General features: G+C 61.4%; 20 protein-coding genes. 8 read left to right on the top strand and 12 right to left on the bottom strand.

The annotated features are described in order from the left end of the window. The first annotated feature begins 4 nt into the window (after nt 1-4). Nucleotides 5-2419 (top strand): DNA topoisomerase (ATP-hydrolyzing) subunit B, encoded by a 2415-nt coding sequence (gyrB, locus tag ACJ8HN_RS20840; RefSeq protein WP_033636532.1) that lies wholly within the window; start codon nt 5-7, stop codon nt 2417-2419. A gap of 124 nt (nt 2420-2543) precedes the next feature. Continuing rightward, entirely contained in the window at nt 2544-3359 is an 816-nt protein-coding gene (yidA, locus tag ACJ8HN_RS20835) for a sugar-phosphatase (RefSeq protein WP_033649554.1), read from the top strand. Nucleotides 3360-3384: 25 nt separating this feature from the next. Here yidA and ACJ8HN_RS20830 read toward each other — a convergent pair whose 3' ends face one another. Together ACJ8HN_RS20830 and ACJ8HN_RS20825 are read right to left on the bottom strand one after the other, a co-directional pair. Further along, the gene (locus tag ACJ8HN_RS20830) at nt 3385-4326 is read right to left on the bottom strand and encodes an ornithine cyclodeaminase family protein (RefSeq protein ID WP_442523896.1); all 942 of its coding nucleotides are present in this window, start codon (nt 4324-4326) and stop codon (nt 3385-3387) included. Further along, nucleotides 4313-5281, bottom strand: coding sequence for a threonine/serine dehydratase (locus ACJ8HN_RS20825; protein ID WP_442523895.1), 969 nt, complete (start codon nt 5279-5281; stop codon nt 4313-4315). The genes ACJ8HN_RS20830 and ACJ8HN_RS20825 overlap by 14 nt, the downstream gene beginning before the upstream one ends. Nucleotides 5282-5499: 218 nt before the next feature. Here ACJ8HN_RS20825 and ACJ8HN_RS20820 point away from each other — a divergent pair, with 218 nt between their 5' ends. After that, nucleotides 5500-6234 carry an acid phosphatase gene (locus tag ACJ8HN_RS20820; RefSeq protein WP_033636536.1) on the top strand — a complete coding sequence of 245 codons (735 nt, stop codon included), beginning with the start codon at nt 5500-5502 and terminating at the stop codon, nt 6232-6234. 90 nt (nt 6235-6324) lie between these two features. Next, nucleotides 6325-7605 (top strand): DUF3748 domain-containing protein, encoded by a 1281-nt coding sequence (locus ACJ8HN_RS20815; protein WP_442523894.1) that lies wholly within the window; start codon nt 6325-6327, stop codon nt 7603-7605. Between the two features lie 30 nt (nt 7606-7635). Here the strand turns inward: ACJ8HN_RS20815 and ACJ8HN_RS20810 are convergent, their stop codons facing one another. Next, nucleotides 7636-7983, bottom strand: a complete 348-nt coding sequence (locus ACJ8HN_RS20810; protein WP_049197081.1) for a YceK/YidQ family lipoprotein — start codon at nt 7981-7983, stop codon at nt 7636-7638. A gap of 310 nt (nt 7984-8293) precedes the next feature. Between ACJ8HN_RS20810 and ibpA the strand changes: the two genes are divergently transcribed. The 3 genes from ibpA to ACJ8HN_RS20795 all read left to right on the top strand — a co-directional run bounded on the left by ibpA (nt 8294) and on the right by ACJ8HN_RS20795 (nt 11061). Continuing rightward, entirely contained in the window at nt 8294-8707 is a 414-nt protein-coding gene (gene ibpA / locus ACJ8HN_RS20805) for a small heat shock chaperone IbpA (RefSeq protein ID WP_047569943.1), read from the top strand. Between the two features lie 100 nt (nt 8708-8807). Continuing rightward, nucleotides 8808-9236 (top strand): small heat shock chaperone IbpB, encoded by a 429-nt coding sequence (gene ibpB / locus ACJ8HN_RS20800; protein WP_004933922.1) that lies wholly within the window; start codon nt 8808-8810, stop codon nt 9234-9236. A gap of 166 nt (nt 9237-9402) precedes the next feature. Continuing rightward, complete coding sequence (locus ACJ8HN_RS20795) at nt 9403-11061, top strand: putative transporter (protein ID WP_033649549.1); 1659 nt, start codon at nt 9403-9405, stop codon at nt 11059-11061. A gap of 10 nt (nt 11062-11071) precedes the next feature. Here the strand turns inward: ACJ8HN_RS20795 and ACJ8HN_RS20790 are convergent, their stop codons facing one another. The 4 genes from ACJ8HN_RS20790 to ACJ8HN_RS20775 all read right to left on the bottom strand — a co-directional run bounded on the left by ACJ8HN_RS20790 (nt 11072) and on the right by ACJ8HN_RS20775 (nt 15198). After that, on the bottom strand, nt 11072-11452 hold the full coding sequence (locus tag ACJ8HN_RS20790; RefSeq protein WP_033649548.1) for a type II toxin-antitoxin system VapC family toxin: 381 nt from the start codon (nt 11450-11452) through the stop codon (nt 11072-11074). After that, nucleotides 11452-11673, bottom strand: coding sequence for a ribbon-helix-helix domain-containing protein (locus ACJ8HN_RS20785; RefSeq protein ID WP_004933932.1), 222 nt, complete (start codon nt 11671-11673; stop codon nt 11452-11454). The genes ACJ8HN_RS20790 and ACJ8HN_RS20785 overlap by 1 nt, the downstream gene beginning before the upstream one ends. A gap of 75 nt (nt 11674-11748) precedes the next feature. Beyond that, nucleotides 11749-12999, bottom strand: a complete 1251-nt coding sequence (locus tag ACJ8HN_RS20780; RefSeq protein WP_004933935.1) for a valine--pyruvate transaminase — start codon at nt 12997-12999, stop codon at nt 11749-11751. A gap of 135 nt (nt 13000-13134) precedes the next feature. After that, nucleotides 13135-15198 (bottom strand): alpha-amylase, encoded by a 2064-nt coding sequence (locus ACJ8HN_RS20775; protein WP_197860043.1) that lies wholly within the window; start codon nt 15196-15198, stop codon nt 13135-13137. Nucleotides 15199-15394: 196 nt separating this feature from the next. Between ACJ8HN_RS20775 and ACJ8HN_RS20770 the strand changes: the two genes are divergently transcribed. Further along, nucleotides 15395-15547, top strand: a complete 153-nt coding sequence (locus ACJ8HN_RS20770) for a hypothetical protein (protein WP_019455508.1) — start codon at nt 15395-15397, stop codon at nt 15545-15547. 1 nt (nt 15548) lies between these two features. Here the strand turns inward: ACJ8HN_RS20770 and ghrB are convergent, their stop codons facing one another. From ghrB to ACJ8HN_RS20745, 5 genes are all read right to left on the bottom strand, one after another. Further along, nucleotides 15549-16526: a glyoxylate/hydroxypyruvate reductase GhrB gene (gene ghrB, locus ACJ8HN_RS20765; RefSeq protein ID WP_016929588.1), complete on the bottom strand. Its 978-nt coding sequence runs from the start codon at nt 16524-16526 to the stop codon at nt 15549-15551. A 71-nt stretch (nt 16527-16597) separates the two neighbouring features. Next, a complete protein-coding gene (locus ACJ8HN_RS20760; protein ID WP_033636543.1) occupies nt 16598-17866 on the bottom strand; it encodes an MFS transporter in 1269 nt (422 codons plus the stop codon). A 140-nt stretch (nt 17867-18006) separates the two neighbouring features. Next, entirely contained in the window at nt 18007-18972 is a 966-nt protein-coding gene (locus tag ACJ8HN_RS20755; RefSeq protein WP_442523905.1) for a sugar kinase, read from the bottom strand. A 7-nt stretch (nt 18973-18979) separates the two neighbouring features. After that, complete coding sequence (locus ACJ8HN_RS20750) at nt 18980-19732, bottom strand: sugar phosphate isomerase/epimerase family protein (RefSeq protein WP_033636544.1); 753 nt, start codon at nt 19730-19732, stop codon at nt 18980-18982. A gap of 166 nt (nt 19733-19898) precedes the next feature. Continuing rightward, a complete protein-coding gene (locus ACJ8HN_RS20745) occupies nt 19899-20933 on the bottom strand; it encodes a LacI family DNA-binding transcriptional regulator (protein ID WP_033649545.1) in 1035 nt (344 codons plus the stop codon). Nucleotides 20934-20978 lie beyond the last annotated feature (45 nt).

The raw sequence follows: 20978 nt of genomic DNA, 5'->3' as shown, positions 1-20978 counted from the left end.
GTTGATGTCGAATTCTTATGACTCCTCAAGTATCAAGGTATTAAAAGGGCTGGATGCGGTGCGCAAGCGCCCGGGCATGTATATCGGCGATACCGATGACGGCACCGGTCTGCACCACATGGTATTCGAGGTTGTGGACAACGCTATCGACGAAGCGCTCGCGGGCCACTGTAGTGACATTCAGGTCACCATCCATGCCGACAACTCGGTATCGGTACAGGATGACGGCCGCGGCATTCCGACCGGCATTCACCCGGAAGAAGGGGTTTCAGCCGCAGAGGTCATCATGACCGTGCTGCACGCCGGCGGTAAATTCGACGACAACTCCTATAAGGTTTCCGGCGGCCTGCACGGCGTGGGCGTCTCGGTGGTTAACGCCCTGTCGGAGAAACTGGAGCTGGTGATCCGCCGCGAAGGCAAAGTGCACGAACAGACTTACAGCCACGGCGAGCCGCAGGCGCCGCTGACCGTGGTGGGCGAAACCGAACAGACGGGCACCATGGTGCGCTTCTGGCCGAGCCACCAGACCTTCACCAATGTGACCGATTTCGAGTACGACATTCTGGCCAAGCGTCTGCGCGAGCTGTCCTTCCTCAACTCCGGCGTGTCTATCCGCCTGAAGGACAAGCGCACCGACCGTGAAGACCACTTCCATTACGAAGGCGGCATCAAGGCGTTTGTCGAGTACCTGAACAAGAACAAAACCCCGATCCACCCGAACGTGTTCTACTTCTCGACCGTGAAAGACGACATCGGCGTGGAAGTGGCGCTGCAGTGGAACGACGGTTTCCAGGAAAACATCTACTGCTTCACCAACAACATTCCGCAGCGCGACGGCGGCACGCACCTGGTCGGTTTCCGTACCGCGATGACCCGTACGCTGAACAGCTACATGGAGAAGGAAGGCTACAGCAAGAAGGCCAAGGTCAGCGCCACCGGCGATGACGCGCGTGAAGGTCTGATCGCCGTGGTGTCGGTGAAGGTGCCGGATCCCAAGTTCTCTTCTCAGACCAAGGACAAGCTGGTCTCTTCCGAGGTGAAAACCGCGGTTGAAACGCTGATGAACGAGAAGCTGGTGGATTACCTGATGGAGAATCCGGGCGACGCGAAAATCGTGGTCGGCAAAATCATCGACGCGGCGCGTGCGCGCGAAGCGGCGCGTAAAGCGCGTGAGATGACCCGCCGCAAAGGCGCGCTGGATCTGGCCGGCCTGCCGGGCAAGCTGGCGGACTGCCAGGAACGCGATCCGGCGCTGTCCGAACTGTACCTGGTGGAAGGGGACTCCGCGGGCGGCTCTGCCAAGCAGGGGCGAAACCGCAAGAACCAGGCTATCTTGCCGCTGAAGGGGAAAATCCTCAACGTCGAGAAAGCGCGTTTCGACAAAATGCTCTCCTCGCAGGAAGTGGCGACGCTGATCACCGCGCTGGGTTGCGGCATCGGCCGCGACGAGTACAGCCCGGACAAGCTGCGTTACCACAGCATCATCATCATGACCGATGCTGACGTCGACGGTTCGCACATCCGTACGCTGCTGTTGACCTTCTTCTACCGCCAGATGCCGGAAATCATCGAGCGTGGCCACGTGTTCATCGCGCAGCCGCCGCTGTACAAGGTGAAGAAAGGCAAGCAGGAGCAGTACATCAAAGATGACGAGGCGATGGATCAGTATCAGATCGCCATCGCGATGGACGGCGCTACGCTGCATACCAATGCCAGCGCACCGGCGCTGGGCGGCGAGCAGCTGGAAAAACTGGTGGCAGAACACTATGCCGTGCAGAAGCTGATCGGCCGCATGGAGCGCCGCTATCCGCGCGCGCTGCTGAACAACCTGATCTATCAGCCGACGCTGAACGAAGGCGATCTCAGCGATGAAGCCAAGGTGAAAACCTGGATCGCTTCGCTGGTGCAGGCGCTGAACGACAAAGAGCAGCACGGCAGCAGCTATGACTTCGTGATCTTCGAGAACCGCGAACGCCAGATGTTCGAACCGGCGCTGCGCATCCGCACCCACGGCGTGGATACCGACTATAAGCTGGACTTCGACTTCATCCACGGCGGCGAGTACCGCAAGATCTGCCAGCTGGGCGAACAGCTGCGCGGGCTGATCGAAGACGGCGCGTTCATCGAGCGCGGCGAACGTCGTCAGCCGGTGGACAGCTTCGAGCAGGCGCTGGAGTGGCTGGTGAAAGAGTCGCGCCGCGGCCTGTCGGTGCAGCGCTATAAAGGCCTGGGCGAAATGAACCCGGAGCAGCTGTGGGAAACCACCATGGATCCGGAAAGCCGCCGCATGCTGCGCGTGACCGTCAAGGACGCCATCGCTGCCGATCAGCTGTTCACCACGCTGATGGGCGATGCGGTTGAGCCGCGCCGCGCCTTTATCGAAGAAAACGCCCTGAAAGCGGCGAACATCGATATCTGATGCGTTAATGGCTGTGAAAATCCGCGCCGGGCGACCCGCGCGGATTTTTTTACGCCTTTTTTGGCGCTGACAGCCAAGGCTGAAACGCGTTAGCATGGGAAAAAACCACTGGGAGAAGCGTTGAATGGCTATTGAACTGATTGCGATCGACATGGACGGCACGTTGCTGGATCCGCAGCACCAAATCACGCCGGCGGTAAAGCAGGCTATCGCGGCGGCGCGGCGCAAAGGGGTGCACGTGGTGCTGGCCACCGGGCGGCCTTATGTCGGCGTGCAGGACTATCTGCGCCAGTTGGACATTCAGGGCCCCGGCGATTTTTGCATAACCTACAACGGCGCGCTGGTGCTGCGCGCGGCCGACGGCGCCTGTATTCTGCAGGAAACCCTGGGCTTCGAGGACTATCTGCACTTCGAGCAGATGGCGCGCGAGCTCGGCGTTCACTACCAGGCGTTTGACTTTGACACCCTGTATACCCCGAACAAAGACATCGGCAAATACACCATACACGAGGCGGAAATGACCGGTATTCCGTTGAAATACCGCAGCGTGGAGGAGATGGATCGCCAGATGCGTTTCCCGAAAGTGATGATGATCGACGAGCCGGCGCTGCTGGACAACGCGATTGCGCGCATCCCGGCGGAAACGCGCGAGCGTTACACCATTCTGAAAAGCGCGCCTTACTACCTCGAAATCCTGCATAAGAACGTCGATAAGGGCGCCGGGGTGAGAATGCTGGCCGAGCACCTCGGCGTGGCGCGGGAAAACATCATGACGCTGGGGGATCAGGCCAACGATACGGCGATGATCGAGTATGCCGGCGTCGGCGTGGCGATGGGCAACGCCATTCCCGAGCTGAAAGCGGTGGCGCAGTTTGTCACCGGCGCCAATACCGAAGACGGCGTGGCGCGCGCCATTGAGAAGTTCGTGCTCAACGCCTGATCAAGTGGGGCGCTGCGGCGCCCCTTTATATTGCCGCCAACACCCCTTTGGCGATCTGCAGATCCTGAATCGCCAGCCCGGTAAGATCGGCGATGGTGATGTGTTGCGGCTCGCTTCGCAACCGCCCTCCCAGCGCCAAGACGGCGCCCATTTCGACGATTGGCGTTGAAATCAGCCTATTTTGCCGATAAGCCGTCGCGATCTCGCCATAGTCAGCGCACTGCGCCAGCGCATCGACCAGCAGTGCGTCCGCGCGAGCCACCAGATCGGTCGCCAGCTCCTGCTTGCCGGGCGCGTCGGCACCCACGGCGGTGATGTGCGTGCCGGGCCGAATATCCGCCGCCTGTAAAATCGGTTCGCGGCTGGGCGTGGTAGTGACGATCAGCTGACAGTGCGCCGCCAGTTCCGCCGCATCCTGCGTAACCCGCACCCGAAAACCTTCGGCCTCGGCTTCGCGCCGATACGCCGCCAGCGCCTGATCGTTGCGGCCCCACACCCACACTTCGCGGCAATCGGTCACCGGTTTCAGACATTGCAGCTGCAGCCGGGCCTGCAGGCCGGTGCCGACCATGCCGATCGCCTGAATATGCGGCGGCGCGCACAGTTCGGCGGCGATGCGGCCGGCCAGTGCGGTGCGCAGCGCGGTCAGCCAGCCCTCATCCAGCAGCAGCGCCCGAGGTTCGCCGGTCTGGGCGGAGAACGCCATCACCAGCCCCTGATTGCTGGCCAAACCGCGTTCGGCGTTGCGATAGAAACCGGCGGAGACCTTGACCACGAACATCTCTTCGCCTTCCAGCCAGGCGGATTTGATGCAGCAATCGCCGGCGGCCTGTTCGAACAGGAAGTGCTGCACCGGCGGCTGTTGCACCCGCCGCTGCGAATAGGCGATAAAACCCTGCTTCAGCAGCGCGGTTATGGCCTCGGCGTCGAACGCGGCGAGGATTTGCTGCCGATTAAGGATGTGCATCGGCGATGGCCTTGAGGTACTTCTCCAGCACGATATTTTTACCGCACAGCACCACCGCCACTTTTTTCCCCTGGTATTCCGGCGCCAGTTTAATCGCCGCCGCCAGCGCCACGCCGGCCGCGCCTTCGATAATCCACCGATCGCTGGCGGCGATCCGGCGCATCGCGTGCTTGATCTCCGTCTCGCTGACCAGCACTTTGCGGTCGATCAGCTGTTGGCACAGCGGGAAGGTCACGGCGCCCGGCTCGACGCCGCCGGCGGTGCCGTCGGACAGGGTGTCTTGCTCTTCCACCGGGAAGATATGGCCCGCTTCCAGCGCGCTGTACATGCTGGTGGCGTTTTCCGGCCAGCAGGCGATAAGCTGCGTGTTCGGCGACAATTGCCGCAGAACGGTGCCGATACCGGCGATATAGCCACCGCCGCCGACTGCCACGAACACGGCGTCCAGACCGGTGAGCTGTTCAACCAGCTCCATGCCGCAGGTGCCCTGGCCGGCGATCACCTGCTCGTCGTTATACGGCGAGATATAGGTTTTTCCCTGTTCGCGGGCGGCCTGTTCCCCGGCCAGTTCGGCGTTCAGCGCATCGCCCGGCACCCGTTCCACGGTGCCGCCCAGCGCGCGGATGGTGTCTAGCTTGATGCTCGCCGCCGTCTCTGGCGCATAAACCGTGACGCCAACGCCCATCAGCTGCCCCGCCAAAGCGACCGCCTGGCCGTGGTTGCCGGTAGAGGCGGCGATCACGCCGCGCCGGCGTTGCTCGCTATCCAGTAACCGCAACTTGTTGCTGGCGCCGCGAAATTTAAAGGAGCCGGTGTGCTGCAGATGGTCGCATTTCAGATACAGCTCGCAGCCCAGCTGCTGTGAAAGCAGCACGCTGCGCTCCAATGGCGTGAACCGTACCTGAGGGCGCAGCTGTTGATGGGCAGAAACAATGGCATCGAAGAGGGGGTTCATACCGGCTCCAGAATGTTTGGACTTAAAAATCCAGTTTGTACTTTTTTGTATTAATTGTAAACCCCGTCGCCCGGCCGCCGGGCAAAAGCGGGCACGGCGTAATGTGATCGCACTGGCGGCGAAAAATAATCATTAACGTATAGTTTAGCGGCACGATTTTTTATTTATTTGCGTTAAGGAAGTCGCAACCGCTCAATTATTTTAATAAGGGAACGACAATGAAAAAAATATTACTCGCCTCATTAACCTACGCCGCGCTGACACCGTTTGGTTTCGCCGCCAAAGATGTGACCACCCAACCGGAGGTTTATTTTCTGCAAGAGTCGCAATCGATAGACAGCCTGGCGTTATTGCCGCCGCCGCCCGCCGTTGACAGCATCGATTTTATGAATGACAAGGCGCAATATGATGCCGGGAAATTATTGCGTAATACCGAACGGGGCAAACAGGCTTATCACGACGCACACGTAACGGGGGATGGCGTCGCCGCCGCATTATCCGGCGCTTTCGGTACGGAAATCACCCAGGATAATACGCCGGAGCTGTTCAAACTGGTGATGAAAATGCGTGAAGACGCCGGCGATCTGGCTACCCGCAGCGCCAAAAATCACTATATGCGCATTCGGCCGTTCGCTTTTTACCATGAGCCCACTTGCCGACCGGATGAAGAGAGCACGCTATCGACGAACGGCTCTTATCCTTCCGGGCACACCGCCATCGGTTGGGCGACCGCGCTGGTGCTGGCGGAGATTAACCCTCCCAGGCAAGGGACGATACTGCAGCGCGGCTATGAGATGGGCCAGAGCCGGGTGATTTGCGGTTATCACTGGCAAAGCGACGTGACCGCCGCGCGCTTGGTCGCCTCGGCCATCGTTGCCCGACTGCACGCGGAGCCCACCTTCGCCGCGCAGTTGCAAAGGGCCAAAACGGAATTCAACGCCCTGAAAAAATAACCTTGCTTCACGCGGCAGCGCGCCATATGAAACGCTGCCGCCGATCCGGTAAGATGGCAACTCAGTGCCGGCATGCGCAGGAGAACCGCCATGAGCCATCGGGAAAAACAGCTGACTTTCGACCCTCGCGGGCATCAGTTAACCAATATCAACGTCTGGACGCCGGACAGCCAATGGCTGGCTTATGACGTGCGCCCGCGCGGCGCCTCTTTCACCGGTCTGAGCATCGAGCGGGTCAACGTCGCCAGCGGCGCGGTGGAGGTGGTTTATCGTGCTCAGCACGGCGCCCACGTCGGCGTGGTCACGGTCAGCCCCGATGCGCCGGCGCGCTATGCCTTTATCCATGGCCCGGAGCACCCGGACAGCGCCTGGCAATATGATTTTCACCACCGCCGCGGGGTGATCGTCAGCGAACCGGATCGCGAGTTGGCCATCACCCTCGACGCGCTGGATATCACCGCCCCCTACACCCCCGGCGCGCTGCGCGGCGGCAGCCATGTGCACGTATTCAGCCCGGACGGCAGCCGCCTCAGCTTTACCTATAACGATCACGTCATGCACGAGTGCCATCCGGCACGCGATCTGCGCAACGTCGGGGTGGCCGTGCCGCTGCACGGGGTCAATCCGCCGAAACAGCATCCGCGCGAGTATGACGGCAGCCACTATTGCGTGCTGGTCAGCGAGACCGTGCCGCAGCCGCAGCCGGGCAGCGATCAGATCAATCGTGCTTACGAAGAAGGCTGGATTGGCCGCGAAGGTTACCGTAAGGCCGACGGCAGCCGGCAGCGCTGGGCGCTGGCGTTCATCGGCGATACGCTGTCCGCCGCCGGTGAAAAGCTGCCGGAGGTGTTTATCGTCGATCTGCCGGAGAACGATGCCGATTACGCCAGGGCGGGCGCTCTGCCGCTGCAGGGAACGGAAAGCGAGCTGCCGGCGCCGCCGCAGGGCGTCAGGCAGCGGCGGGTGACCTTTACCGGCGATCGTCGTTTTCCGGGCGTGGCCGGCGCACCGCGCCACTGGCTGCGCAGCTCGCCGGACGGCAGCCAGATCGCGTTTTTGATGAAGGACGACGGCGGCGTGGTGCAGCTGTGGACGGTGTCGCCGAACGGCGGGGAGCCGCGCCAGGTGAGCCACAGCGAGCATGATATCCAGTCTGCCTTCAGCTGGCACCCGCAGGGCGGGGCGATTGCCTTGGTGTGTGACAACAGCGTGATGCTGTGCGAGGTCGCCGGCGGCCGTCTGCAGCGTTTGACGCAGCGCAGCGCGCAGCCGCCGTCGGGGGACGCCGTGGTGTTTTCACCGGACGGCAAGAAAGTGGCGTTTATGCGCGAGATAGCGGGATTCAACCAGATCTTTGTGGTTGAGGTGTAAGGCGGGCCTGGCGGCCCGCTGCGTGTGTGATTAGTGTGTGGCGGCGCTGTCGTTGCCTTCGCCGGGATTGCCGGTTGCCGCCAGATTCTGCTGCTCGCTGCGCAGGATGCGCGCTTTTGGCGAGTCTGTGGTGGCGTCGTTGCCGGAACGCAGATAGTCGTAAGGCAGCAGTACGGTGTCCATCACCGCAGAGAACGGCAGATCCAGCGCCACCAGCGGCATCATCGCCCAGCTGGTGTTGTCGTCCTTCAGCATGTCCACGCTGGCGCGGGTGCCGGGATAGTAACCCTGATTCGGGCCGGTATGGCTCATCACGCTGGAGCAACCGCTGGTCGCCAACAACATGCAGCCCGTCGCTATCGCTTTCATCGTCGTCATTAATCCATCCTGCAGGGTTGCTGTGCCCCTAAAATTAAGCTGAGTTATAACATCCTGTCGCTGCTTTAAAAGAAGCAAAATCCCGCTCTGTGGCGGCTCTCTCACTTTAGTGTAAGTGGTAAAAAAACTTTCGCCTAATCGGTACGAAGTTTTTTTGATCCTCGCCTGTTGAATTGATGAAATCAACCCCCATTTTATCATCAGAGCCGAATTGAGAATTCGCCGTAAGGGAATTCTGGCTTAATTAGCCTGTCCAGAGTGGAAGGCGTATTTATTTCAACCTCGCTGAAGTGCCTTAGGAGGCTGTTTTATGCGTAATTTTGATCTTTCCCCGCTATACCGTTCCGCCATTGGTTTCGATCGCCTGTTCAACGCGCTGGAAGCCGGCCAGAGTCAGGGCAACGGCGGTTATCCGCCTTATAATGTCGAGCTGGTGGACGAAAATCATTATCGCATCGCCATCGCGGTAGCCGGGTTTGCCGAGCAGGAGCTGGAGATCACCACGCAAGATAATCTGCTGATCGTGCGCGGGGCGCACAATAGCGAACCGGCAGAAAAAACCTATTTATATCAGGGCATCGCCGAGCGTAATTTCGAGCGTAAATTCCAGTTGGCCGAACATATTCAAATTAAAGGCGCCAAACTGGAGAATGGCCTGTTGTATATCGACATGCAACGCATCGTGCCGGAAACATTAAAACCGCGCCGCATCGAAATTAAATAAATTTCCGTTTCGCCGGCAGGTACGCTGCCGGAAAATAATACCCAGCCTGCCGTCAGGGGGCTGAATAAACACATCTCGCTTAATGAAAGGAGTTGTTCCTATGCGTAATTACGATTTATCCCCGCTTCTGCGTCAGTGGATTGGTTTTGATAAATTGGCCAGCTCAATGGGCGGCCAGGAACCCCAGGGGTTCCCGCCGTATAACATCGAGAAAAGCGATGACAATCACTACCGCATTTCTCTGGCGCTGGCCGGTTTCCGGCAGAGCGAACTGAATATCGAAGTGGAAGGGCCGCGGCTGACCGTCAGCGGTAAACCCACGCCGCCGGAAAAACAGGTCGAATACCTGCATCAGGGCCTGGTGTGCAAAGAGTTCCAGTTGACCTTCACCCTGGCGGAGCATCTGCAGGTGTCGGAGGCCAAATTTGAAAACGGCCTGCTGCACATCGATCTGGTGCGTCAGGTGCCGGAAGCCTTGCAGCCGCAGCGCATCGCCATCGGGGCGACGCCGGAGCTGGAAGCCAAATAACCGACTGAAAAACGGTCATCATCATGCGGGGGAGATCCAGACGGATCTCCCCCGCTGCGTTATGTGGCGCATGCCACAGTCCCCCCGTTTGTCCGATGTCATAATCCTTGTTAATTGTGTGTCTTTGGCCGCAAATTCCTTTTCAACTTTGGCAAGGATGTGACCTATGAGCGATATCGCCCTGACCGTCAGCATGTTGGCGCTGGCGGCCGTCATTGGGCTGTGGATGGGGAACTGGAAGCTGTACGGCGTTGGGCTGGGCATCGGCGGCGTGCTGTTCGGCGGCATCCTGGTCGGCCACTTCGCCCAGAGCGGGCAAATCAACCTGAACGGGGACATGCTGCACTTTATTCAGGAGTTTGGCCTGATCCTGTTCGTGTACACCATCGGCATTCAGGTCGGCCCCGGTTTCTTCTCTTCGCTGCGCGTCTCCGGGCTGCGCCTCAACGCCTTCGCGGTGCTGCTGGTGCTGACCGGCGGCGTCGTGGCGGCGGCGGTACACAAGCTGTTCGACGTGCCGCTGCCGATCATCCTCGGCGTGTTCTCCGGCGCGGTCACCAACACCCCGGCGCTGGGCGCCGGTCAGCAAATCCTGACCGATCTCGGTTCCGATCCGGCGCTGGTGGACGGCATGGGGATGGGTTACGCCATGGCCTATCCGTTCGGCATATGCGGCATCCTGCTGGTGATGTGGCTGATTCGGCTGTTTTTCCGCATCAACATCGAGCGCGAGGCGCAGGCGTTTGAAAGCAGCCTGGGCAATCAGCGTGAGCTGCTGCACGCCATCAACGTGGCGGTGCGCAACCCCAATCTGCAGGGCATGGCGATCAAGCAGGTGCCGCTGCTCAATGGTGAAGCGATCGTCTGTTCGCGCCTCAAACGCGGGGAGCTGTTGATGGTGCCGGCGCCGCACGAGCGGCTTGAGCTGGGCGACTACCTGCACCTGGTGGGCAAACGCGAAGATCTGGAGAACGCCCGACTGGTGATCGGCGAAGAGGTGGACGCCTCGCTGTCCACGCGCGGCACCGCGCTGCAGGTGGTGAGGGCGGTGGTGACCAACGAGCAGGTGCTGGGCAAGAAAATCCGCGATCTGAACCTAAAGCAAAAGTATGACGTAGTGATTTCACGCCTCAACCGCGCCGGCGTGGAGCTGGTGGCCGGCAGCAACGTGACGCTGCAATTCGGCGACATTCTGAACCTGGTCGGCCGGCCGGAGGCCATCGACGCGGTGACGGCAATCGTCGGCAACGCCCAACAAAAACTGCAGCAGGTGCAGATGCTGCCGGTGTTTATCGGCATCGGCCTTGGGGTGCTGCTCGGCTCCATTCCGCTGTTCGTGCCCGGCTTCCCGGCGGCATTGCGGCTGGGGCTGGCCGGCGGGCCGCTGGTGGCGGCGCTGATCCTGGGGCGCATCGGCAGCATCGGCAAGCTGTACTGGTTTATGCCGCCGAGCGCCAACCTGGCGCTGCGCGAACTGGGTATCGTGCTGTTTCTGGCGGTGGTCGGATTGAAGTCGGGTGGCAACTTCATCGATACCTTGCTGCACGGCGAGGGGCTGACGTGGGTCGGGTACGGCGCGTTGATCACCGCCATTCCGCTGCTGAGCGTCGGTATTCTGGCGCGCACGGTGGGCAAGATGAACTACCTGACGCTGTCCGGCATGCTGGCGGGATCGATGACCGATCCGCCGGCGCTGGCCTTCGCCAACGGTCTGCATCCTACCAGCGGCGCCGCCGCGCTGTCTTACGCCACCGTGTATCCGCTGGCGATGTTCCTGCGCATCATGTCACCGCAGCTGCTGGCGGTGCTGTTCTGGACGCTGTAACGCTGCCCGACTACAGCCGATAAGGCATTAACACGCCGTTGTCAGTGCCAAAATCTTTGGGGTTGCGGGAGATGAGCGTCCGGAACCCCACCTGCGCGGTGGCCCAGACAATGGCGTCCGGCAGCTTCACATGCTGTGAGTGGCGCAGTTCTACGGCGCGTTCGGCAACTTCATCGGTAATAGGCAGCAGCAGGAATTGCCCTAAAAACTGGCGCGTTTTCAGCTCCAGCGCCGGCCCCTGTTTTTTGGCACCCACCATCACTTCCATCCAGGTGATGGCGCTAATAGCCGGGTTGATGTGGTATTCGGTCAGAACGTCTTTGGCTTGAGGAATACCGTTGAGATAATCGATCAGGATATTGGTGTCGAATAACGCCCGTTGAGCCACCATTATTCCCACTCCTCGCGCTGACGATTTTCGTAGTCTACGCCATCGCCCATCGCCCCGGACCAGAGCCCGAAAGCATTGCTGGGATCTTCAACGTGGTTCTCCGTCAGATAACGGGAGACGGCCTGACGGATGATTTCGGCCCGGGGAACGTGGCGGATATTTTTCAGATTGTCGAGCTGCCGCAGGTCTTCTTCAGGTAAATCGATCACGATGCGAGTCATCGCTAGCCCTCCAAAAAAAAGATATACGATATATGCATCGTATATCTTTATCGGTCGATTTTCAATCAGATGGCGTTAGCCTTCCTGATGCGCGCGTTCGATCTCTTCCGCCAGGATCGCTACGCCGCGCTCGATTTTCTCCGGATCGGGCACGTAGTTCATGCGCATGCACTGGTGGGTGTGCGGCCAGTCGTGCTCCAGCCCCGGGAAGAAGTAGTGACCCGGCACCATCAGCACGCCGCGCTTTTTCAGGCGCTGATACAGCACTTCGGTGGTGATCGGCAGATCCTTGAACCACAGCCAGAGGAAGATAGCCCCTTCCGGTTTGTGGATCAGGCAGCGCTCCGGCGACAAGTAGCGGCGGATAATCTCGATGGTGTGCTCGACGCGCTGTTTGTAGAACGGGCGAATCACCTCGTTCGACAGGCGCAGCAGATCGCCGCGCGCGATCATTTCCGTCGCCATCGCCGGCCCCATGCTGCCCGGTGACAGGCTGATGATGCCGTTCATGTTGGTCAGCGCGGTGATCACCTTCTCGTCGGCGATCACGATGCCGCAGCGCGAGCCCGGCAGGCCGAGCTTGGACAGGCTCATGCACAGGATGGTGTTCGGGTTCCACAGCGGCGTGGCGTCGCTGAAGATGATGCCGGGGAACGGCACGCCGTAGGCGTTGTCGATCACCAACGGAATGTCGCGCTGCTGCGCCAGCAGATCGAGCTTCATCAGCTCTTCGTCGGTGATCACGTTGCCGGTCGGGTTGGTCGGCCGCGAAACGCAGATCATGCCGATGTCGTCGCCGATGGTGAGGTGTTCGAAATCAACGTGATATTTGAACTGGCCGTCCGGCAGCAGCTCGATGTTCGGTTTGGCGGAGACGAACAGCCCTTCGTCCAGCCCGGCGTCGGCATAGCCGATGTATTCCGGTGCCAGCGGGAACAGCACGCGGCGGCGCGAACCGTCGGCGTAGCGGCCGGCGAACAGGTTGAACAAGTAGAAAAACGCGCTTTGGCTGCCGTTCGTCAGTGCAATATTCTGTGGCGAAATCTCCCAGCCGAGCTCGTCGCGCAGCAGATTGGCCAGCGCTTTCAGCAGCGCGTCCTTGCCTTGCGGGCCGTCGTAGTTGCACAGCGCTTCGGTCAGTTTGCCCTGATCGAGCATCTCCTGGCACAGCTGTTTGAAGTAGGCTTCCATCTCTGGGATCTGCGCCGGGTTGCCGCCGCCGAGCATGATGGCACCGGGGGTGCGCAGGCCTTCGTTCAGGTCGTCCATCAAACGGGTAATGCCCGCATAACGGGTAAATTTTTCGCCGAAAAGTGAGAAAGTCATAGGTGCAGCAGTACTGTTTCTTAGCAGGTAATCCCCCACCATACCGCCAGACAAACCCCGCTGCAACGCGGCCGATAAATCGACCAATGGGCACAAACTTCGCCCATTGGCCGATTGGTAGCATATTACGCTGGATTATTGTGACCGTTCGCCGGCCCACACCACCATCACCTTATCGTCGCCGAGCCGGCGGCTGAAGGCGTAGTAGGCGGCGTGTGGCTGCGGGGTTTGCACGCCGCCGCCGATCGCCGGATGGCGAGCGCGGAACTGCCCCAACCGTTGCCAGTGGGCCAGCATCGGGGCTTTTTCCCCCAGCAGCTCACGCCAGTTCATGTCGGAGCGGGTGCCCTGCAGCGGATCGGAACCGGTGGGGCCGAGCGGGCGGCCGCTTTCATCGCCGTAGTAAATCTGCACCGCGCCCGGCGCCAGCAACAGCAGGTTCGCCGCCCGCTGTTGCAGCGGCAGCGAGCCTTTGGCGTCGCTGGCGAAGAACAGCCGGGTGTCGTGTGAAGAGAGGTAGCTCAGCACGTTGAAATCCTGCAGCCGCTCGGCCATCTGCCGGTAGGTGGCATCAATGTCGGCAAAGCAGCCCAATGCCTGCGCCGCCTGGTCCTGGAAGTCGAAGTTGATCATCGCGTCGAAGCCGTTTTGGTAATAGTCGCTTTTCATCACCCCGTGGCCCCAGGCCTCGCCGGTCATCCAAAACGGCGCGTCATCCAGCGCCTGCTGCGGATGATCCGCTTTCCACGCCGCCAATGCCGCCGTGGCGCGCTGCTTCAACAGCGCCAGCGTCGGTTTTTCCACGTGCTTGGCGGTATCGACGCGAAAACCGTCGATGCCGTAATCGCGCACCCACTGGCTGAGCCAGACGGTCAGGTAATCGCGGGTGGTGGCGCCGGGAATGTCGCGCGCGGCGGTGTCGGGCTTGTGGCGGTAGAACAGCGGCAGGCCGCTGGCGCCGGGCGCTTCGGTTTTGATGTCCGGCAGGAAGGCCAGCGACATCGTCAGATCGTCATAGCCCGGTGAGTCATAGTCGCCGATGTCGGTGCGGATCCAGTTTTTCCCCCACCATTGGCGCCAGCCCGCCTTGTCGCTGAAGTTGATGTAGTCGTTGAAACTGTGCCAGTTTTGCCCTGGCCCGGGGCGCCAGTCGCCCCAGTTTTTCCCCAGGGTTTTCTCCACCTCCGCGTCTTGCAGATACAGTGAGCCGAAGTGAAACGTCTGCATATCCGCCAGCGTGGCGTAACCGACATGGTTCACCACCACGTCGAACAGAATGCGAATGCCGCGCCGATGCGCTTGCTCGACCAGCGTGCGCAGCTCCTGTTCGGTGCCCATGTTGGCGTCGAGGCGAGTCCAGTCGAGCGCGTAATAGCCGTGATAGGCGTAATGCGGGAAATCGCCTTTGGTGCCGCCGCCGACCCAGCCGTGGATCTGCTCCAGCGGCGAGCTGATCCACAAGGCGTTGACGCCGAGCTGCTGCAGATAATCCAGTTTTTGCGTCAGGCCGGCCAGATCGCCGCCGTGAAAGGTGCCTATTTCCTGCAGGCCGTCGCTGCGGCGCCCGTAGCTGTGGTCGTTGGCCGGATTGCCGTTCTCAAAGCGATCGGTCAGCACGAAGTAGACCGTGGCGTTATGCCAGCTGAACGCCGCCGGTTTCGCCGTGGCGGCGGACTCCAGCAGCAACAGGCCGCCGCTGGCGGCGGCGGGCTGCAGCGTGATTTTCCCCTGGCTCACCTGCGCCGTTTGGCCGGAATAGAAATCGCGCAGCGTTTCGCCTTCGGCGAAGGTGGAGGCGACGTCGACCGTGACCGGCTTGCCGTCCCAGCGCGGGCAACTGCGGGCAACAACGGCGGCGCTTTCCGGCGCGCTGCGCAGGCTGAGCTGCAGCGTCGGCGTGCCGCTGCGGGTGTCGATGCGCACCTGATAGTCGCCGGCGCGGAACTGCCGCCAGCTGGCCGGCGGATGGGCGCCGCAGGGCTGCAGCGACAGCGTCTGGTTAAGCTTCACCGCCTCGGCCGGCTGCCAGCAGTGGTTATCCTGATACAGGCGCAGCGGCAGCTGGCCTTTGGGCAGCGCGGCCTGGCTGGTAAACAGCCCGGCGGCAGTTTCGTCGAAGGCCGGGAAACCCGGCAGCGTCCAGCCGGCCAGCGCCGAAGGCGAAAGCAGCATCAACAAGGGCAGGGGTAACAGTTTCATGGCTCTCCTTACGCGCGGCAGGAAGCGTTTTTTTCGCAGGGTAGCGCCCAGTGTGGCAAACGGCGGAAAAATAGCCTCCTCCCTGCGAGGGTTTTTCGGGGAGGAGAGAAAGGGCGGAGCGTTTTCGGATTGATTCGGCTTGGCTTTGCGCGCGCGCTGCGGCAGATTAAACGATGAACATCAAAGGAGGTTAGCGATGACGGACAAAAACTGGCGAGAAGAGATCGTTCAGGCAATTCAGGATGCCGAATTGCAGCACTTCGCCGAAGAACATCAGCTGCAGGCGCTGTTCGCGCCGCAGCAGGAAGAGCAACACGGCCGGTTATCCGCAGACCACCGGCCGCGCTGAGTTATTTTCGCAACAGCTGCGGGTTGACGCAGTTTTCTTTCACCGTGCCGGTCAACGCGGCGATCAAATTATCCACCGCGCAGGCGGCCATGCCGTAGCGCGTTTCATGGGTGGCGGAGCCGATGTGCGGCAACGCCACCACGTTCGGCATGCTGAGCAGCGGCGAGTTGGCCGGCAGCGGTTCTTTCTCGAACACGTCCAACCCGGCGGCGTGGATCACGCCGTTTTGCAGCGCTTCGATCAGCGCCTGCTCATCCACGACCGGCCCGCGGCCGGCGTTGATCAGAATGCCGCTTTTCTTCATCTTCGCCAGCTGATCGCGGCCGATCATGTGGAAGGTTTGTTCGGTCAGCGGCAGCGTGATGCAAACGAAATCCGACTCGGCCAGCAGGGTATCCAGATCGCAGCGGCGCGCGTTAAAGCGCTGCTCCGCCTCTTCGTGCGTGCGGCGGGCGTTGTACAGCACCGGCATGCCGAAGCCGAAGTGCGCGCGCTGCGCCAGCGCCAGGCCGATGCGCCCCATGCCGAGGATGCCGATGGTTTTATGGTGCACGTCGACGCCGAACCAGTCCGGCCCGATGCTGCCGCGCCATTCGCCGGCCTTCACCCGCTCCGCCACTTCCACCACCCGGCGCGCGGTCGCCAGCACCAGGCTCATGATGGTGTCGGCGACGGTTTCGGTCAGCACCGTCGGGGTGTGCATCAGCAGCACGTTATGGGCGTTGAGCGCCTCGACGTCGAAGTTGTCGTAGCCGACGGAAACGGTCGAGGCCGCGCGCAGTTTGGGCGCCTGCTGCAGGAAGGCTTCGTCAATTTTACCGCCGGAACCGATGATCCCTTCGGCCTGCTGCAGCGCCTGGCGCAGTTCGTCGCGGTTCTCCGGCTGCAGGCCGTTGAAGGCGTGCACGGTGAAGTGCTGTTCCAGACGTTCACGCAGATCGGCGGGCAGGCTTTTGTACAATACGATAGAAGGCTTCATCACGAACTCCAGCTGGGCCAAAGGGGGCATGGCGCCCCCGGTTGGGTTAACAGATAAAAAGTATAACCGGATCAAGCCAATTGCGGCTGGATCTCGTTGCGGGCGGGTTTGACGATCAGCGTCAACACCACCGCCACCACCAGTGCGATGGCCATAAACATGTAAGAGGCCGCCGGGCTGCCGGTGGCGCCATTCAGATAGCCGACGAACCACGAACCGAAGAACGACCCCAGCGCGCCCATGCTGTTGATCAGCGCCATGGCGCCCCCGGCGACGTTTTTCGGCAGCATTTCCGGAATGATGGCGAAGAACGGCCCGTAGGGGGCGTACATCGCAGCGCCGGCGACCACCAGCAGGCCGTAGGAGATCCAGAAGTGGTTGGCGCCGACGGCGTAAGAGCCGAAGAACGCCAGCGCGCCGATCAGCAGCAGCGGCCAGACGAACAGCTTGCGGTTTTGCATTTTGTCCGACGCCCAGGAGACCACGATCATGGCGATGGTCGCCGCCAGGTAAGGCACCGCCGACAGCCAGCCGGCTTCCACCATGCCCATCTGCATGCCGCTGCGCAGGATGGAAGGCAGCCACAGCACGAAGCCGTACACGCCGATGCTCCAGGCGAAGTACTGCACGCACAGCAGGATCACGTTGCGCGAACGGAAGGCTTCGCCGTAGTTGCGCACGGCCTTGATGCCTTTCTGCTCTTCGTCCAACTGCTGCTGCAGCGCCTGTTTCTCATCGGCACTCAACCAGCCGGCCTGCGCCGGTTTGTCTTTCGCCAGCACCCACCAGCAGAACGCCCAGATAACCGCCGGAATGCCCTCGATGATGAACATTTCACGCCAGCCGAAGGCGTGGATCAGGTAGCCGGACACCACCGACATCCACAGCACCGTCACCGGGTTGCCGAGGATCAGGAAGGTATTGGCGCGTGACCGCTCCGATTTGGTGAACCAGTTGCTGATATAGATCAGCATCGCTGGCATTACCGCCGCTTCCACCACGCCGAGGATAAAGCGGATGGCGGCCAGCATCGGAATATTGCTCACCACGCCGGTCAGCGAGGCGCAGCCGCCCCACAGGATCAGGCACCAGAAGATCAATTTTTTGACGCTGCGGCGTTCGGCGTAGATGGCGCCGGGAATTTGGAAGAAGAAATAACCGAGGAAAAACAGCGCGCCCAGCAGCGAGGACATGCCTTTGGTGATGCCGAGATCTTCATTGATGCCGGCGGCAGAGGCGAAGCTGAAGTTGGCGCGATCGAGATAGGCCAGGCTGTAGGTGATAAACACGATGGGCATGATGTACCACCAGCGTTTGGCCGCGACAGTCGCTTTGTTCATGTTCAGTATCCTTCAGTGGTGTTGCGTCCCCTTCGCCCGGCACGCTGGGCATGCAAGAGGAAGGGGCAGATGCTCTCCCGACGCGTCCCGGTTGTAGAGCCAGAGGCTGACGTCATGCGGAGAAGTCGTTTTTTTTATTGTTATTCGGCCAGCGCCGCGCGGGTCGGCAGGCCCTCGCTGTCGCCGATGGCCTGGATCGCCAGCGAACCGATTTTGTTGCCGCGCTGCACCGCCTGTATCAGCGTTTTGCCTTCCAGCAGGGCGCTGAGGGTGCCGACGGCAAAGCCGTCACCGGCACCGACGGTATCCACCACGTTGTCGACCTTCACTGCGGCCACTGCCGCCTTGTCACCGGCGGCGGTTTTAAACCAGGCGCCGTCCGGGCCGGTTTTGATGATCACCGCCTGCACGCCGCGTTCCAGATAGAAATCGGCGATGCCTTCCGGCGTCGACTGGCCGGTGAGGATTTGCCCCTCTTTCAGCCCCGGCAGCACCCAGTCGGCGGCGAACGCCAGCTGGTTCAGCTGTTCGATCATCACCTCGCGGCTGGGCCACAGCACCGGGCGCAGGTTGGGGTCGAACGAAATGGTTTTGCCCATGGCGCGCATCTCGCGCGCCGCATGGTGGCACAGCGCCAGCGACTGGCTGGACAGCGCCGCCGCCACGCCGCTCAGGTGCAGGTGGCGCGCGGAACCGAAATACTCAGGGTTGAAATCGGCGACCGACAGGTGGCTGGCCGCCGAGCCTTTGCGGAAGTATTCCACGCTGGGATCGGTACCATCGGTGGCTTTGGATTTCACCTGAAAGCCGGTGGGATAGTGGCCGTCGACCGTCACCTGCCGGTAGTTGATGCCTTCTTTTTTCAGCTGCTGCAGGGTGAAGCGGCCGAACGAATCGTTGCCGACGCGGCTGACCCAGCCGACGTTCATGCCCAGGCGCGCCAGGCCGATCGCCACGTTCAATTCGGCGCCGGCGATGCGTTTGGTGAAGGTTTCCACCTCCGCCAAATCGCCGGTTTGCGCCGCCACGAACATCGCCATGGCTTCGCCCAGCGTGACCACATCCAGGGGCGCCTGCTGCGCCGTGGTTGCCGTTAACGTTGTCATCATGGGGTTACTCCGCACGCAAAATATTGACGTAATGGCGGGTGACGGCTTCCAGATCATCGCCCTGCAACGGGAATTCGATGCCGCGCGGCGCATCGTGCGGCAGGCGGGCCAGCAGATCGCGCCAGCTGCCGTCGGTATCGTCCAGCGCGACGGCGCGCCAGCCGCGCGGGCCTTGGGTGGCGGCTTTGACGTGCACGTAACCGACGTGGCGGGCCAGGCGTTCGGCGGCGGCGAAAGCGTCTTGCCCCACCCATAGCCAGTTGGCCATATCGAAGGTCATGCTGACCGGCAGGTGGCTATCTTCCGCGGCGTGGAAAAAGGCGTTCAGCATCGACAAAATGCCGCAGTCCGGCGTCTGATCGTTTTCGACCACCAGTTTGACCGGGTGCTGCTCCAGCGCCACTTTCAGCTCGGTAAAATCAAAACCGGGGCGGAAATGGCCGAGGGACAACTTCAGCTGGCGCGCGTTCAGCGCCTGCGCTTCCGCCAGCAGCGCCGCCAGGTTGGGGTTCAGCGTATGTTGCGGGGTGAACAGCGCCTCAGGGGCGGAGTAGACGGCGAACAGCTGTTGGCGTTCGATTTCTTGCGCCAGGGCCGGCAGGCTGTCCAATTCGCCGGCGGCGAACAGTTCGCGGCGGATCTCCACCCCGTCGGCGCCCGCGCCGGCGATGATGGGCAACAGCGCGCGCTGGCCGCCGTATTGTTTGACGGTATCGGTGCCGTAGGCGCCGGTGACCACGATGATTTCTGTTTTCATTTTGACTCCTGAGGCGGCATTGTCGCCGCCGCTGCTGTTACCGGTACGTTAAATGGAACCGGTTCCAGCGAAAAGCGACAGAGTGTAAAAATATGATCGCAATCACGAAGCTGAGCAAAAAACAGCCGATGAGGGCGGGGCGGGCAACGGCCCCGAAGAAGGCGGGTTAGCGGGTGGTGGAGCCGCGGACGATCAGCTCGCCGGAGAACATCTGCTCGCCGCTGGGGGCGGCCAGGCCCTGAATGCGCTGCACCAGCCGCTCCAGTGCCGCGTGCCCCATTTGGTAGGTGGGCTGTTTCAGCGTGGTGATGCCGACGCCCGCCAGCTCCGCCCACTCCAGCTCGTCGAAGCCCAGCAGGCCGATGTCGTTGCCCCACTGGATGCCGAGCCGGCGCATGGCGCGCGCCACCTGCAGCGTCAGGGCGCCGTTGGCGGAGATCACCGCCTTGCGCATGCCGCGATGGCGGTCGCTGAAATCGCTCAGCACCTGCTCCAGCTTCTGCCGATCGTTGAGCGGCGTTTCGGCCTGCTCCGCCGACAGCGTGGGGTGCTGCGCCATGGTATGTCTGAAAGCGTGCAGGCGCTCGAGACGGGTATTGACCGTACCGAGCGGCTCGCTGAGGAACAAAATCGCTTCGAAACCTTGTTGCAGCAGGTGTTCGGTGGCGACGGTGGCGGCTTCGCGGTTGTTCAGGCCCACCACGTCGCAGGCGAAATCGGGGATTTTGCGGTCGATCAGCACCATCGGCAGCATCGACTGCTGCAGCGTGGATAACGCTTCCTCGCGCATACCGACCGCGTTGACCACGATGCCCTCCACCCGGTAACTGCTGAGCAGCTGCAGGTAGTGCTGTTCCTGATTGACTTCGTTGTTGGTGTTACACACCAGCAGGGTAAAGCCGTGCTGGCGGCAGGCGGCCTCGATGCCGCGCATCACGTCCACCGAATAGGGGTTGGTGATATCGGCGAGGATCAGGCCGATCAGGCGGGTCTGGCCGCCCTTCAGGCTGCGCGCCATCTGGCTTGGCCGGTAGTCGAGCTGCTGGATCGCCTGTTCGATGCGCTGTTTGAGATCGTCAGAAAGCAGGTGCTGTTCACCATTCAGATAGCGCGACACGCTGGTCTTGCCGGTTTTGGCGATGCTGGCCACATCGCTGATGGTGGCGCGTCCTGAGGCGCGCGTTGCCTTGCCTGTGCTCACAGCCGATCCCTCCTGCGGTTAATTGCCAAGGAGACTACCATACCC

Source organism: Serratia sp. CY29653 (assembly GCF_052169255.1).
Classification (GTDB): Bacteria; Pseudomonadota; Gammaproteobacteria; order Enterobacterales; family Enterobacteriaceae; genus Serratia; species Serratia sarumanii.
The sequence above is the reverse complement of the archived record's forward strand: the minus strand, read 5'-3'. Positions and strand labels throughout refer to the sequence as shown.

What these genes read in the sequence shown, in the direction of transcription:
- ACJ8HN_RS20830 (WP_442523896.1), bottom strand. Translation starts at nt 4,326, where the DNA reads ATGCACATCCTTAATCGGCAGCAAATCCTCGCCGCGTTCGACGCCGAG.
- ACJ8HN_RS20755 (WP_442523905.1), bottom strand. Translation starts at nt 18,972, where the DNA reads ATGACAACGTTAACGGCAACCACGGCGCAGCAGGCGCCCCTGGATGTG.
- ACJ8HN_RS20775 (WP_197860043.1), bottom strand. Translation starts at nt 15,198, where the DNA reads ATGAAACTGTTACCCCTGCCCTTGTTGATGCTGCTTTCGCCTTCGGCG.
- ghrB (WP_016929588.1), bottom strand. Translation starts at nt 16,526, where the DNA reads ATGAAGCCTTCTATCGTATTGTACAAAAGCCTGCCCGCCGATCTGCGT.
- ACJ8HN_RS20785 (WP_004933932.1), bottom strand. Translation starts at nt 11,673, where the DNA reads ATGACTCGCATCGTGATCGATTTACCTGAAGAAGACCTGCGGCAGCTC.
- yidA (WP_033649554.1), top strand. Translation starts at nt 2,544, where the DNA reads ATGGCTATTGAACTGATTGCGATCGACATGGACGGCACGTTGCTGGAT.
- ACJ8HN_RS20780 (WP_004933935.1), bottom strand. Translation starts at nt 12,999, where the DNA reads ATGACTTTCTCACTTTTCGGCGAAAAATTTACCCGTTATGCGGGCATT.
- ACJ8HN_RS20795 (WP_033649549.1), top strand. Translation starts at nt 9,403, where the DNA reads ATGAGCGATATCGCCCTGACCGTCAGCATGTTGGCGCTGGCGGCCGTC.
- ACJ8HN_RS20790 (WP_033649548.1), bottom strand. Translation starts at nt 11,452, where the DNA reads ATGGTGGCTCAACGGGCGTTATTCGACACCAATATCCTGATCGATTAT.
- ibpB (WP_004933922.1), top strand. Translation starts at nt 8,808, where the DNA reads ATGCGTAATTACGATTTATCCCCGCTTCTGCGTCAGTGGATTGGTTTT.
- ACJ8HN_RS20770 (WP_019455508.1), top strand. Translation starts at nt 15,395, where the DNA reads ATGACGGACAAAAACTGGCGAGAAGAGATCGTTCAGGCAATTCAGGAT.
- ACJ8HN_RS20810 (WP_049197081.1), bottom strand. Translation starts at nt 7,983, where the DNA reads ATGACGACGATGAAAGCGATAGCGACGGGCTGCATGTTGTTGGCGACC.
- gyrB (WP_033636532.1), top strand. Translation starts at nt 5, where the DNA reads ATGTCGAATTCTTATGACTCCTCAAGTATCAAGGTATTAAAAGGGCTG.
- ACJ8HN_RS20825 (WP_442523895.1), bottom strand. Translation starts at nt 5,281, where the DNA reads ATGAACCCCCTCTTCGATGCCATTGTTTCTGCCCATCAACAGCTGCGC.
- ACJ8HN_RS20750 (WP_033636544.1), bottom strand. Translation starts at nt 19,732, where the DNA reads ATGAAAACAGAAATCATCGTGGTCACCGGCGCCTACGGCACCGATACC.
- ACJ8HN_RS20820 (WP_033636536.1), top strand. Translation starts at nt 5,500, where the DNA reads ATGAAAAAAATATTACTCGCCTCATTAACCTACGCCGCGCTGACACCG.
- ibpA (WP_047569943.1), top strand. Translation starts at nt 8,294, where the DNA reads ATGCGTAATTTTGATCTTTCCCCGCTATACCGTTCCGCCATTGGTTTC.
- ACJ8HN_RS20760 (WP_033636543.1), bottom strand. Translation starts at nt 17,866, where the DNA reads ATGAACAAAGCGACTGTCGCGGCCAAACGCTGGTGGTACATCATGCCC.
- ACJ8HN_RS20815 (WP_442523894.1), top strand. Translation starts at nt 6,325, where the DNA reads ATGAGCCATCGGGAAAAACAGCTGACTTTCGACCCTCGCGGGCATCAG.